This window comes from Xenorhabdus sp. KK7.4 (assembly GCF_963876465.1).
GTDB classification, from domain to species: domain Bacteria; phylum Pseudomonadota; class Gammaproteobacteria; order Enterobacterales; family Enterobacteriaceae; genus Xenorhabdus; species Xenorhabdus stockiae.
In genome coordinates this window covers 1-12,222 of sequence record NZ_CAWNQF010000102.1, presented here as the reverse complement: position 1 = coordinate 12,222, position 12,222 = coordinate 1, and the positions used below count along the sequence as shown (strand labels likewise).

The 12,222-nt window shown below is 39.9% G+C and carries 22 protein-coding genes; 9 read left to right on the top strand and 13 right to left on the bottom strand.

Going from position 1 to position 12,222, the window contains the following annotated elements; all coding sequences use genetic code 11:
- Positions 1 to 471 precede the first annotated feature (471 nt).
- The 12 genes from AACS90_RS18245 to AACS90_RS18190 all read right to left on the bottom strand — a co-directional run bounded on the left by AACS90_RS18245 (position 472) and on the right by AACS90_RS18190 (position 7,409).
- Positions 472 to 1,059 (bottom strand): hypothetical protein, encoded by a 588-nt coding sequence (locus AACS90_RS18245; protein WP_241538323.1) that lies wholly within the window; start codon positions 1,057 to 1,059, stop codon positions 472 to 474.
- Between the two features lie 187 nt (positions 1,060 to 1,246).
- A complete protein-coding gene (locus AACS90_RS18240; RefSeq protein ID WP_099123476.1) occupies positions 1,247 to 1,867 on the bottom strand; it encodes a recombination protein NinG in 621 nt (206 codons plus the stop codon).
- A 69-nt stretch (positions 1,868 to 1,936) separates the two neighbouring features.
- A complete protein-coding gene (locus AACS90_RS18235; RefSeq protein ID WP_099123475.1) occupies positions 1,937 to 2,380 on the bottom strand; it encodes a YbcN family protein in 444 nt (147 codons plus the stop codon).
- Positions 2,381 to 2,549: 169 nt separating this feature from the next.
- Complete coding sequence (locus AACS90_RS18230) at positions 2,550 to 2,744, bottom strand: DUF1187 family protein (protein WP_099123474.1); 195 nt, start codon at positions 2,742 to 2,744, stop codon at positions 2,550 to 2,552.
- On the bottom strand, positions 2,741 to 3,187 hold the full coding sequence (locus AACS90_RS18225; protein WP_099123473.1) for a phage protein NinX family protein: 447 nt from the start codon (positions 3,185 to 3,187) through the stop codon (positions 2,741 to 2,743). The genes AACS90_RS18230 and AACS90_RS18225 overlap by 4 nt, the downstream gene beginning before the upstream one ends.
- On the bottom strand, positions 3,187 to 3,522 hold the full coding sequence (locus AACS90_RS18220) for a hypothetical protein (protein WP_099123472.1): 336 nt from the start codon (positions 3,520 to 3,522) through the stop codon (positions 3,187 to 3,189). The genes AACS90_RS18225 and AACS90_RS18220 overlap by 1 nt, the downstream gene beginning before the upstream one ends.
- Position 3,523: 1 nt before the next feature.
- Positions 3,524 to 3,733: a hypothetical protein gene (locus AACS90_RS18215; protein WP_099123471.1), complete on the bottom strand. Its 210-nt coding sequence runs from the start codon at positions 3,731 to 3,733 to the stop codon at positions 3,524 to 3,526.
- A gap of 55 nt (positions 3,734 to 3,788) precedes the next feature.
- Positions 3,789 to 4,157 (bottom strand): hypothetical protein, encoded by a 369-nt coding sequence (locus AACS90_RS18210; protein ID WP_099123470.1) that lies wholly within the window; start codon positions 4,155 to 4,157, stop codon positions 3,789 to 3,791.
- 111 nt (positions 4,158 to 4,268) lie between these two features.
- Positions 4,269 to 5,642 carry a replicative DNA helicase gene (locus AACS90_RS18205; RefSeq protein WP_099123469.1) on the bottom strand — a complete coding sequence of 458 codons (1,374 nt, stop codon included), beginning with the start codon at positions 5,640 to 5,642 and terminating at the stop codon, positions 4,269 to 4,271.
- Between the two features lies 1 nt (position 5,643).
- Positions 5,644 to 6,738, bottom strand: coding sequence for a replication protein (locus tag AACS90_RS18200; RefSeq protein WP_099123468.1), 1,095 nt, complete (start codon positions 6,736 to 6,738; stop codon positions 5,644 to 5,646).
- The gene (locus tag AACS90_RS18195) at positions 6,731 to 6,898 is read right to left on the bottom strand and encodes a hypothetical protein (RefSeq protein ID WP_193757293.1); all 168 of its coding nucleotides are present in this window, start codon (positions 6,896 to 6,898) and stop codon (positions 6,731 to 6,733) included. Before AACS90_RS18195 ends, AACS90_RS18200 begins: the two co-directional genes overlap by 8 nt.
- A gap of 280 nt (positions 6,899 to 7,178) precedes the next feature.
- Positions 7,179 to 7,409, bottom strand: coding sequence for a transcriptional regulator (locus tag AACS90_RS18190; protein ID WP_099123467.1), 231 nt, complete (start codon positions 7,407 to 7,409; stop codon positions 7,179 to 7,181).
- A 127-nt stretch (positions 7,410 to 7,536) separates the two neighbouring features.
- Here AACS90_RS18190 and AACS90_RS18185 point away from each other — a divergent pair, with 127 nt between their 5' ends.
- Together AACS90_RS18185 and AACS90_RS18180 are read left to right on the top strand one after the other, a co-directional pair.
- Positions 7,537 to 8,280, top strand: a complete 744-nt coding sequence (locus AACS90_RS18185; protein WP_099123466.1) for a S24 family peptidase — start codon at positions 7,537 to 7,539, stop codon at positions 8,278 to 8,280.
- A 418-nt stretch (positions 8,281 to 8,698) separates the two neighbouring features.
- The gene (locus AACS90_RS18180; protein ID WP_099123465.1) at positions 8,699 to 8,971 is read left to right on the top strand and encodes a hypothetical protein; all 273 of its coding nucleotides are present in this window, start codon (positions 8,699 to 8,701) and stop codon (positions 8,969 to 8,971) included.
- On the opposite strand, the gene AACS90_RS18175 is transcribed toward AACS90_RS18180, so the two are convergent.
- Positions 8,972 to 9,469 carry a hypothetical protein gene (locus tag AACS90_RS18175; RefSeq protein ID WP_099123464.1) on the bottom strand — a complete coding sequence of 166 codons (498 nt, stop codon included), beginning with the start codon at positions 9,467 to 9,469 and terminating at the stop codon, positions 8,972 to 8,974.
- A gap of 133 nt (positions 9,470 to 9,602) precedes the next feature.
- Between AACS90_RS18175 and AACS90_RS18170 the strand changes: the two genes are divergently transcribed.
- From AACS90_RS18170 to AACS90_RS18140, 7 genes are all read left to right on the top strand, one after another.
- Complete coding sequence (locus tag AACS90_RS18170; protein WP_099123463.1) at positions 9,603 to 9,845, top strand: hypothetical protein; 243 nt, start codon at positions 9,603 to 9,605, stop codon at positions 9,843 to 9,845.
- An 82-nt stretch (positions 9,846 to 9,927) separates the two neighbouring features.
- A complete protein-coding gene (locus tag AACS90_RS18165; protein ID WP_193757292.1) occupies positions 9,928 to 10,161 on the top strand; it encodes a hypothetical protein in 234 nt (77 codons plus the stop codon).
- Positions 10,162 to 10,219: 58 nt separating this feature from the next.
- Positions 10,220 to 10,555, top strand: a complete 336-nt coding sequence (locus tag AACS90_RS18160; protein WP_099123461.1) for a hypothetical protein — start codon at positions 10,220 to 10,222, stop codon at positions 10,553 to 10,555.
- Positions 10,556 to 10,617: 62 nt separating this feature from the next.
- Positions 10,618 to 10,884, top strand: a complete 267-nt coding sequence (locus AACS90_RS18155) for a hypothetical protein (RefSeq protein WP_099123460.1) — start codon at positions 10,618 to 10,620, stop codon at positions 10,882 to 10,884.
- A 2-nt stretch (positions 10,885 to 10,886) separates the two neighbouring features.
- A complete protein-coding gene (locus AACS90_RS18150; protein WP_193757291.1) occupies positions 10,887 to 11,270 on the top strand; it encodes a hypothetical protein in 384 nt (127 codons plus the stop codon).
- A 2-nt stretch (positions 11,271 to 11,272) separates the two neighbouring features.
- Entirely contained in the window at positions 11,273 to 11,587 is a 315-nt protein-coding gene (locus tag AACS90_RS18145; RefSeq protein WP_099123459.1) for a hypothetical protein, read from the top strand.
- Positions 11,580 to 11,984 carry a hypothetical protein gene (locus AACS90_RS18140; protein ID WP_099123458.1) on the top strand — a complete coding sequence of 135 codons (405 nt, stop codon included), beginning with the start codon at positions 11,580 to 11,582 and terminating at the stop codon, positions 11,982 to 11,984. The genes AACS90_RS18145 and AACS90_RS18140 overlap by 8 nt, the downstream gene beginning before the upstream one ends.
- Positions 11,985 to 12,222: the final 238 nt, after the last annotated feature.

Genomic DNA, 12,222 nt, shown 5'->3' with positions numbered 1-12,222 from the left:
GGTCTTCAAGTCCCTAAAAGGGAGAACAAGGATATTCCTCTGGACATCCCGAACGCGCAGGATTTCGAACTACCTGAAAATCCTCGGTAGTTGAATAAATCCATCGAACTCATCTCACCATTCGAACTCATCTTTCATGAGGGTGATCTCTTTTTCGCTGAAAATCAGATTAAGTAGCTGATTTATATAGCATGATAGGGTGTTCTCTAATCCCGATCATCCTGTTGACCGAAACACTTAAAATCACACTTAATATATTGATTTAACTACGATATAGGTGTTGACCGACCCCGATCACTTTGAGCTGTAAATTCTGAATTGACTACTAGTAGATACGAAAAAGCCCCACTTGGTTAGTGAGGCTTTAGTCTGCTTTCGGTTTTACCACCCGAGCATAACATAAAACATATAGTTTCTAGGCGCGTTTGTCAAATATATTTCTCCTTATTTTTCATTTTATAAAAATAAATTCTATTTATTCCCCGTCATAATGGAATGAAGTATATCTTCAGCGGCGTTATTAGCCCACCTGACACGTCTTTTTGCAGAATCAATATCAATACCTGTCTTATGAGAAAGACTCTCTAAAATGCTTTGCGAGCTTTTGCGCATCTTGTATCGTTTAATAACTACATCGCGAATTGGATTATCAATCGTGAATACTTCAGTCATGCACTTTTCAACAAATTCGGCATCATCTTTTTCTTTGGCGAGGCGAAGAGCACCGAGAGTTGATTTATTTGGCATGATGACTTCTTTCACTTTCTCTAATAATTCCTTTCCGGTGTAGCCTAATTTCGCATAATTAGTCATCACTAATTTAATTGCGGTAGTGGTTCCGTCATCCCATACTTCCCTTACCATCAGGCGACCAATGATATTAATATTCCCTCTACCCGGTGAATCATCACCTTGATTTTCAGCCCCCCATAACATCAACATATACCGCACCCATGTGCGCTCTGAGGGAGTTATTTTTTTCACCCCTCTGCACCATTTTTGACGAAGTTGTTTTTCAGACCTAAAGCCGGCTAGTTCCGTGTAATCTCCCTTTCTCATCTTACCTCCGGCAATACTGTATGCTCTTTATCGAGACGCGTCGTATACATCAAAATTCCCGCCATTGATTTTCTATGTACCCTAACAACCATCCTTCCGCCCTCCAGTTGGAGAATGCAGCGGTGATGACCCTTTCTTCTTTTCAGATATCTGGCCTCTTCAATTGCAGGCTCTAGTTCGGTAAACACTATGCTGCCTCCATTTGTTTTTTCTTCTGCTGCTTTTCGTAATACCGGGCACGACGAGTGAAGAGCTTTTTCACCCGTTTCAGATACTCGATATTGAATTTGCGTGGCTGGTTGTCGCGCTCCAATTGAGTGACTCGCTCTTCGCCAATTTTCTCAATCAGGTTTATGCGGTACGGGATTAAATTCCCTGATAGGTCACGGTTGCATTGAACACAACCGGCATGAATATTGAATAGATTAAACCTTAGATGTGAGGCCGATCCTCTTGACCTGTAATGGCTTGCATCGACTGCCCCTCCTCTCACGCCGTAATTCAGTGCTCTGCCACAGGCAATACATGGCTGACCGTAATCACGCCAAAATATGTATTTATTAACTGCGGCCTGCGCTTCCTTAGTCCAGTCAGATTTAGACTTTAGCTTTTCCCGTCTGACTTTCAGCTCCTGACGCTCAATAGAACGCTGACGCCGGAGTGCTCTATCCTCCTTGCGTTGGATGTTTCTATTTGATAATTCGATGGTGCATTCGAGAGAACAGACGGTATGAGTGGTACTTCTAGGTGTGAATTCTGATTGGCAAATCTTACAAGTCTTGGGCTTCGGCGTTTTCGCCTTTGCCACCTTATCCCCCTAAAGCCAGTCCCATAATCAGGGTGACTGTTATCCAAAAGAGAGTGAATGTGAGGTATTTCACTGATTCTGCTCCCGCCTAAGTCTCATATACTCTGAATTTTCCGGTATCGTCACAAAGCAATGGATACCTGCCGCCCACTGTTCAACTTGTTCCATGAATCTAAACATCTCGCCAGTGTCCAACTTGGATGTCTGGCGGAGTGTCCTGACGTGCTCAATTTCCTGCGTTCTCGCATCAACCCGATCAACGACCTCATAGCCCAAGAAGGTATGCTTGAGCATGTCTTTGACTTTTTCTGGTGAGTAATTCCCGCCTTGGGCTTTCAGGTAACGGCTAATCTCGCCAAACCACATATGAGCGGTCGCGTTCTGAGATTGGCTTCGGGTGTTTTTCCAAGGCTTGATGATGATGCGGTGAGGTTGGTTTGTTGCGAGAACTTCTTTGAGTTGTTGCCAGGCTAATTCTTTCGTCGATTCATGGAAGAGAAAATTACATTCCATCAGCCCTCTCTCTTATTCCATAAATTAATTGCATTTTTCATGCTTAATTTTGATTCAACAGAAAACAGGCACGACAAACATGTAATTTGGCACTTACATTTGGGCTTGTGATTGTGGTCTATTCTAAGCCTGAATCCATTGCACTTGCTGCAATTTTTAATTTCTTCACTCATACTCCCACCCTCCGACAAACAAAATTACTCAACTCCACTTTCTCCACACCGATATCGGCGTTCATATTCCTGCGCCTCGGTGAGACCATTTTTACGCATTCTTTTTTGGTGAGTTTCTTATCTGAGTTCCGTGTCCACGTAGTAGGTAATCCACCGGCTCGAGTGATAGTGGCTGTGATTTGGTATTTCATTCTGCCTCCAGTAATTCATCAGGGATTTCAACTTCGTCGCCTAATTTACCTAAGACTATCAATCTACATACTGCTTCAAGGTGATTACTTCCAAATTCAGAAACTACTAATTTTTTATTCATCAAATGCGAAGATGCCTCAATTATTGCGTCTGTTACCAATACGAATTGAACTTTATATTCTTCAATTAACCGACCGCACTGCTCCCAATAGGTAGACGGCGAATACCTCGTGCTATCACCATTAAATTCAATACAAAGATTTTTGCACAGACCAAAGGTTATAACTGAAGTTTCAAAGGAATGAGCCGTTACTTCATAATTTCCAATCCACCCATATTCATCATCGTGAGAACGACTGCACATATAAATATCCATACCAATTGCCTTAGCTACAGAAAAATCCAACGCTTTACCTGTCAGCTCACTTGTTTTGATTTTCATTAAAATGCCTTACCGCCAGATTTGGCGCGATTTTCTCGTTTATGGTCTGCCCGATGCCGGTTGTATGCTAATTTTTCAGCAATCGCGCCCTCAATGTCATAACCAAATGCCTCTGCATAATCCAAAATACGAATGACAGCATCAGCCAGTTCCACCTCAGCCATAGGACGATGGGGTAAGTGATCATCCATTAGATTTTTACGTTCTCCCTCCATTGCCTCGCTGATTTCGGAGTGGATTAAACAAAGCAATGTTCCACGTTCACGGGGATTATCCCACCAACCCGCTTCGATATTTTGTTGGTGAATTTTTTGTTGTAGTTGTTTGATTTTCATATCAAAAGTTCCTTATATCTTCTTCCAGCAAGAAATGTTTGATCTCAGTGATCTGATACTTAGCTATACGTAACGCCTCTTGTCGGTCATATTCATCGTCTTCATCAGATGTCTTGATTAGACAAATTTTTGATATGATGTTAAGTAATGCTTGATTGTTGCGCTCTATTAACCGTCTGGCGTCTGCATCTAATTTCTCTTGCTCTGTCATCTCAAAAGTCCTTACGGTGGGATTAAAAAAGCCTGCATATAGCAGGCGAGGGATTTTAAAACTTCATATTGTGCAGCTCTATTTCATCAACAGCATAAGCAGATGCTCTTATCGCTTTTTCAATTCGGTATTGTTCAGGGGGGAAATCACATTTAACCGTTGCTAATTGACTCGTAATCAAAAGTAATTTTTCCTTCAAGAAACTAATTAATTCTTCATCTGTCATTGCTTTTCTTTCCCTCTTCAGTAATTCATCTGTCATTGCTAAGTCTGCTAATTCACAAATTTCATCCTGAAGAGAAAGTTTTTCATCTAGCCATTGTTGAGGTGACTTATCTCCATTTTCAGATGCTTCCTCAATTCTTTCTTTTAATTTTTTGTATTTGTGAGTTAGCTTAAGTAATTCGCGTTTTCTTGTTTCCATTTTAACCCCTTATTTTTTTATTGAATTAACCCAAATACCTTGTGGTTCATTTTCATATTAACATGTATCTAATACTTTGTTTTAGACACGTATTATGTTATTTCTTAAGGACTAAAATTCAATATCCTCTTGATATTCAGATGACTTACCTCTGGTAATAGCTGCCGGATCTAACCCTCCACGAGTGTGCGTAAAGTAATACGTTTTTTCAGCTCCCGGCGCATGTCTTGATTTAGTGCAAATAATCTCAGTGATCCCTTTCATTTCAGTATTGGGATTATATTTTTCATCACGATAGACCATAAAAATAACATCAGCTACTTGCTCTATCACGCCAGACTCACGCAGATCGGAATTCATGGGGCGTTTGTTGGCTCGCTGTTCAAGATTGCGGTTTAACTGGGCTAACGCAATAACGGGGCATTTAAGCTCTTTAGCCAGATTCTTTAAGCCTGTCGCAATTTCACCAACTGATTGATTCATGTTGTCTGGATTAGACATTTTCATGATTTGCAAGTAATCCACGATAATTACACCAAGCCCTCCGGTTTGTTTATGCATTCGTCTGGCCTCTGCGCGGATTTCATTGATACTTAGAGATGTTTTGTCATTGATGTATATCGGCGATTTTTGAACATCATTCAGCGCATGACCCAGTTTTCCCCAGGCTTCATCCATCATTTCTTTCGTGCTGTTCTCACCCAATAAATCTTCTTTTCGAACGTGAGCGTGATGGAATGTAATTCGTTCCGATATTTGCCATGTCGGCATTTCCATACTGAAAAACATCACAGGTTTATTGTTTTTAAGTGCCACTGATTTTGTTATAGCGGTACTGAGCAACGTTTTTCCAGTACCCGGACGACCACCAACCACAATAAAATCCGTGTTATTAAATCCACCGAACGCCTTGTCAATATCCGGCATACCAAGCACTGTCTTGTGCTTCCATATATCGCCGTTAATCATCGATTCAATGATTTCTATCGACTCCTCAACGCCTGCCATGATGTGGGCCGTTCCACCCTCATTGGTGGTTCCTAGCTTTGATATCTGGTTTTCAATATCACCGGCAATATCCTGAACGGCATTGACTCCACTCTGAGTAATTCTGGAGATCCCTGTATGCAATACAGACAACATCTCGCGGGCCATTGATAGTTGCTTGAGTTTATCGACATAGACTGGCAGCAGTTGAATACTGGGGATATTCTTTGCGCATCCAGCAATGTAACCAAACCCGCCACAATGTTCAGCATCACCACTCTGCTCAAGCTCGCTGTTCAGCAATAACATATCGATCCGGCTGCCAGCGGTATTGAGTTTTTTCATACCTCTCAGGATAAGTCTGTGAGCCACAGAGCTAAAATCACTTTCTGCCAGTGTCTCAACCGCATTGATTGCCCAGTCTGCATATTCATCACCAGATACCAGCACACCGCCAATCACTGCCTGTTCTGTGTAAATGTCAGAAAATTTTTCCATGTTACCCCCCATTGCGCTTTGTGATGTATTCCCGTTTTGCCTGCTCATAGACCTGCGGCCAGTTCTCCGGCTTAAGTACCCAATCCAGTGTCAGCCACGGTTTTTCTTCCAGTTGGCTGAACAATGACGACTGACTAATCAGCTCAAAGCATGTCTCCATGTGCTGAACCTCACGCCAGCTCCCCTTGTTGGTTTTTCCGTTCCAGACAGTTTCAAGATTTCGGTAGGCCGGTCTGCGTGATGTCCATTCCTGAGCATCAACACTGCGAGCAGGAATTTTGTTATTCCAGAGGGTGATGAGTTCTGCGTGAGGGCAGTCAGTCGGGTTTCTGTCAATCCGTTCTTTCCACTTAACCGCATCTGACAGGTAGCCATCGAATCGGGTCATGCGGAACAGGTTTTCAGGTTTTAGTTTCTCTCCGTACTTCCATTGGGTTACCGCCCATTCAATGACCAACTTGATTTCATCCGACGTGTAGCACTCCCCTTTGCTCTTCACGGTGGAGAGCGCTTTCAGGATTGGAGCCGTTGATTGAAATCGTGAGTGAGTGAGCTGGTTAAAATAATCCAATATTTCGAGAGCGAGATTTTCTTCCCCTGTGGGGGTAAGGGGGATCTTTTCTTTATTATCTTTAATAGTATCTTTTGTGTTTAGCTGAATTGGCTTATTTTCTTTAGCCGTTTTAGCTAAACTTTTATTAGCTGATTTAGCTAAAGGTTTGCTATTTCGGCTAACATCCATAATCCATTCAGATGTATTCAGGTTTACCCCTATCGTATTACCTTGTTTAATCAATATTTTTCTTTGTAATAACTCCTTAATTTCAGTACTAACATGAGTGTGGTGCAAACTGATCATTCCAGCTATTTGAGTGTTGGTTGTCCGGTCAAATCGTTTATGCCAACCAAACGTTTTTTCAATAATGGCTTCTATAACTCGATACTGTCTGTATGTGACGCCATCATTGCTATGCTTCATCATCATCAGCTTTACTTCACGAGGCGTTTTAATGAACTCAATATCACCATTCACACTTCCCTCTTTTACTTTTGTTATTGGCTGACGATAATCAGCCATTCTTGCAACGTTACTCATGGCGATCTTCCCCAGTCAGCTCTTCCCGATGTTCCTTGCGTAATTTTGCATCTTCCAATGCATCACGCAGTTTCTTCACCCCTTCCTTGGTCACGGAACGAGCCGCCTTATCGCGCAGGTTATTTTTATGCACGGCGCTGTGATTAAATTCGGTTTTCATGTATACTTACCTCGTTGTTGGTGGCTTTAGAGTGGGCTTGCATACCTCTTCTTCATCGAGATACCAACACTCCAAACTGTATAAGAGGCCCTAGTTGTTTGCCCAACTGGGGTTTTTCTTTTTATCCCGCCTGTAATTCCCATCGGTAACATTCCTAAAGTGAAATGACAGTTAGACTTTGTTTAGAAAATAAAAAGAGAGATCAACTATCCTGAGATAGATGGTTAATAATTCTCCCGTTTTCAAGGAGAGCGGTAGATTGTTAAAGAGCCATGCGCTATCAAGCGCTAGTTTTTATTTGAGCAAATACCAATAATTCTTTTTTCACTGGTGTTACTTTTAAAAATTGTCTTGTAGCTGTCTCTATACGTTCAGCGATCGCAGGCGAGGCGCGGCGGTTGCCATAGGCAATTTGATTTAAATACCCGGCACTTGTCCCTGCTAGCTGAGCAAGCCGTTCCCAATCTTTCTGGGAGGACTCCTTTCTCCAACGGAGTAAGTCATTGCTCATGTTATTTACCTTGTGCATTAATGATAAATTCAAGTTTATCTTTATGGTAAAAAATAGGCAAGAAAATTTATCTTGAATTATCTTTTTGCATATTTATCAAATTGCTAATTAATGCAAAGATGAGGGCATGGAAACTAAAGATATAAGACGCAATAACTTGCGCACCTTGATGACACAATACGTGCAGCGAGGGACATCTAAAGCAGCATTCGCAGAGTTGATAGGAATACCACCTAGTCAGCTCAGTCAGCTAACGAGTGATAATGCAGTTAGAAATGTAGGGGATATTATTGCCAGACGGATAGAGGAAAATTTATCTCTACCTATTGGATGGCTAGATGTTCCTCAGCACTTAGTTGATAACCGTGATAATAATCACAAAGAAAAGAACAATAATAACTATCACTTGCAAAATATTTCGCACAAAGTTACTGATCTTTCATACAGGATTGAACAACTTGATGTGGAATTTAGCTGCGGAGGTGGTAGATTGAACAGTGATTATCCCGATATAGTTCGCTCAATTGAGATTGATCCTGAGTATGCAAAAAGGATGTTCGGTAGTAGGAAATCAACCTCGTTAAAATTAACAACTGCCGTTGGGGATAGCATGCTAGGGACAATAAGTCCGGGTGAATTAGTTGTTTTGGATATAACAGTCAATCGATTTATGAGTGACGGTATTTACGCCTTTACATATGGGAATGGGATGCATATAAAGCGATTGCAACTACTAAAAGACAAAATAATAGTTATTAGTGATAATCAAATATATGACAGGTGGGAAATTGACTCTGAAAATGAATCCAAATTACATATACATGGATTTGTTGTTGGTAAATGGAAAATGGATTACTCAAGACTGGGATAATTAATGTAATAAACCAAATCAAAACAAGAACCAGCTAAATGCTGGTTTTTTTATGCTCAAAATTCAAAGAAAAGATAAAAATACTTATCAATACAAATCAATTATTTATCAAAAAAGAGAACTTAAATGATAAATTATTTATCAATTTGCTATTTACATATATTTATCTTTGAGATAAATTTAAGTCATCCAAGGCAAGGAGCCAAACGTAAAAGGAAGTTCGCTCTTTAACAATTTAACTCCCTCCTTGAAAACGGGAGGCCAAAACAAGTTGGTTTTGGGGTGTGGTGACTGAGCCAAAAAGTAATCAGTCCTCAAGCGCAGGTGATGACTGTATCAGGGCTACGGGAGGCGCGATCTGCGATAGAGCTACAACGTAGCGATCACCACACCATCAAAATCAATTTGCGGAGGACATATGAACTCACGACAACGTTATAAATTGAGACGGAAGCAAAACCGCATGGAAGCAAGGATGACAGCACCCAGAACGACCGAGGAAATTTGGGATTCAATCATTAAGCCAGTAGATGAAATTGATGTACTGGCGCAATTGATGATTGAGTTGAAGAAAGAGATTAAGAACGACAACGGCGACGGATCTTGCTGCATGAGTGAAGTAGCACTCTATTCAACCAAAACCAAATCCCGCCGTCGATTGGAGTCGGGCGGGGTTAGTGCGAGAGGATGATTACTTTATTGATTTAAAGTCGTTATTTAACATATCCGCTGGTATTTGATAAGTGCATTTGCACGTATGGCAAATTAGATACGCCATCGTACTACCTACAGAGGTCATTTTATGAAATTGAAGCATAGACTTCTTTCTCTCACCATAACATGCGGGACAAAGATAGGTTTTGGGTTGATCACCTTGCTCAGAATCCTTAACTCTATAGATAAAAGAACCAGCGGTAGGGCTTATAAGTTCATATTTCGATATCTCGAATTCCCAGTTCTCTTTTTGTTTCTTCTCATCTTCAAGTTCAATAATGCGCTCCTTCGCAGATATTAAAATAGATTGAATCTCCATAAGTTTTGATAATAATTCAAAAGTCTTTTCCTTAACCGAATAATCAACGTGCAAGGCTTGAATTCCCTTAACTGTATCAACTGTTGATTTAAATACACCACCTGCACCAGTTACAGCATCGGTAAGTTTACCGATAATTCCTTTTTCTTCGGACATAGTTAATTCTCACTTTTTTGTAGGGGTGAGAAAATATTAACCGATTTCTCACTGTAGGGGTACATGAGAAACCACTGCCGCCTGAGGTGGTTAAATATGCAGGCGCAATAATAACTAATAGTGAGAGTTTAATATGTCAAATAAAATTACAGTAGAAATTAAAGCGGAATGTCGCACTAAATTCAGTAAAGTAGTCGAAATGGAATTGTCTGATTACGACAAATATTGGGAGCTTATTGGCTCTGATAAAAAAAATCATGAGATTGATAGTGAATTAGCCGATATAGCATTTAAATACGGTTTTGATGCTTACGGTGACCTTATTGAAGATAGCGAAGATTTGGAAGAGATAGAGTTTATAGCTCTTGATGATTAACTAACTCCAGCTCATTTCCGAGTGGGCTGTGGTGAGTTACTCTGATATATTCATGGATTCGACAATGGATTCATGAGGGAATATGATGGATTTACATCCAATATTATTTTATGCAGCTATATACATGGGGATATTATATAAATTTTGGTATATTTCTATTCCTATAGGGTTACTTTTTGGCTTTCTGGCACTTAAGGTAATTAAAAAGACATTTGCCAAAATATTATTCTCAATAATAGCAGTAGGGTTATTAATCCCACCAATATTGGCAGCATTAATATTTTTGACTATTCACATAATGTATCTCAATCATTAAATCACCAGCCTCGCAAATGCGGGGCTTTTTATTACCTGAATATAATTGGAGAGTAATAATGACTGATTTAGAATACTGGCAGGAATGTATTTCATGTGGAGCAGATGATTGTGGTCTGGTTCTAACAGATGAACAGTTATTATCATTAGCTAAGACGGTTAGTAATGGTCATGGATACTACGGAATGGCTTTCTATTCCCCACCGGATTCTGATCGTTACGCAGAAATAGAACGCGAATGGAAATCAAAACTTAATAAGTTACAATCTGAATTTAATTCATACAAAATCAATGCGGAAAATACCATGAAAAAAGCATTGAATATAGATGCAGATATAACAATAGAGCCTGGAGGAAAGGTTTCTTGTTTTTCAGAACGATGGGAAATGAGTTAACAAGATAAGAGTATTAGAACTGTAAATATGGGTTTTTTATTACCTGAATATAGGAAAATTTAATGAGTGATGAATTTGATGAGTGGGCGCAAGAACTTGTAAATGACATGGACAAAGAAACTGAAACAAAAGGTTGGATTGAGTTAAACGATAAACATCCTGATAAATACAAGACGATTTTATTTATTAGAGAGTGGTGTACTGATATCCACTTTGGTTCTCGTGATAACACTGGTTTTTATTGCTATGCGTCAGATGAGAGATTTACCGATGATGTTGTTACTCATTGGTGTGCAATTCCTGAATTACCAAATAGAGATGGAGAATAATAATGAACGATAAAAAACCCGATGAAATAACATTAAGAGATTATTTTGCGGCTAAGGCTATGCAGGCACTCGCAACCGATCTATATGCGACCAAAGCGGGTTGTGTTTTTGGCAGCGACGATATAGCGCGATGGGCATATGTAACTGCTGACGCAATGTTAAATGTTCGGGAAATAACGATGCCGAAACACCCGCGCGAGTTTAATTTTAATGTTGGCGATAAATTAACGCATAAAACAGAGGATTGGGGAGAGGCCATCATAACCAATATTGACGGCGGTCAGATTACCATCAGAACGCATTTCGGTAGAGAAATAACCTATATGTCCCATTTTCTCAGTGAAAAATGGAACAAGATTAATCAAGAACCACCAACAGGAGAATAACAATGATGTATATAAATATACCAAATGGTTATTGCATATCAGATGGTGAATTAAATGATATAAAGAAGGAACTTGAAAGAGACTATTACCCACAACTTAAAGTTGGTCATAAAGTTATTCTTCTTAATGGTGATAAAGGATTAGTAGAAGAAATATTTAATAATGGAACTTATGATTGCAGAATGGAAATAACAGAAAAATTACACATGTTACCTCCTCATGGTATGTATGTAACACAAACTGGATATAAAGGTTATTCTTTAGATTGGGATAATACTATCAAAATAAATAATTTAGGAGATAATAACAATGCCTAAACACATTCACGCTGATTTAATATCTGAGTACGCTAGATTGTCTCATGTTACCGATAGACCGTGGGAGTATTTTGAGGAGTTATTCTGCAATGAATGGAGACAGCTCTACGATGAGGTGACATTCTATTCTGACCGTAAGTACAGACTAAAACCCCGCACTGTCAAAATCGGGGAAATAGAGTTTCCTGAGCCAGTTGGTAACTCTGATTTATTCAAGCTCGGGGAAGGCAATGATTATTTTATGCCATCAATTAGAAATGGAGTTCCTGATTATCTAATATCTCACTGGAGTGGGTGTGTAACTGACTTAGGTAGACTAAATGCAGGAATTATTCATTTAGACAGAGAATCCGCCAAACTCCACGCTAAAGCACTTATTTCCTTAACCTCTAAATAATCTAACCCAGACAATAACGCATCGTTTTCACTAACGAGGGCTTCTTACATGCGCAATAACATGTTCGATTGGTGCGTGGTTGTGCCCAAAAAACCACAGGCAGTCAGGAACCGGCGCGCATGGAAGCGTCGTCTCGCCTTATTCCTTATTTCAATTGTTGTGCTTATTCCAGCTTAACGGAGGTCATTATGTTGCCGTCAATAAATTTCCAATATGTACTAAAAGATGAGCGGGTATC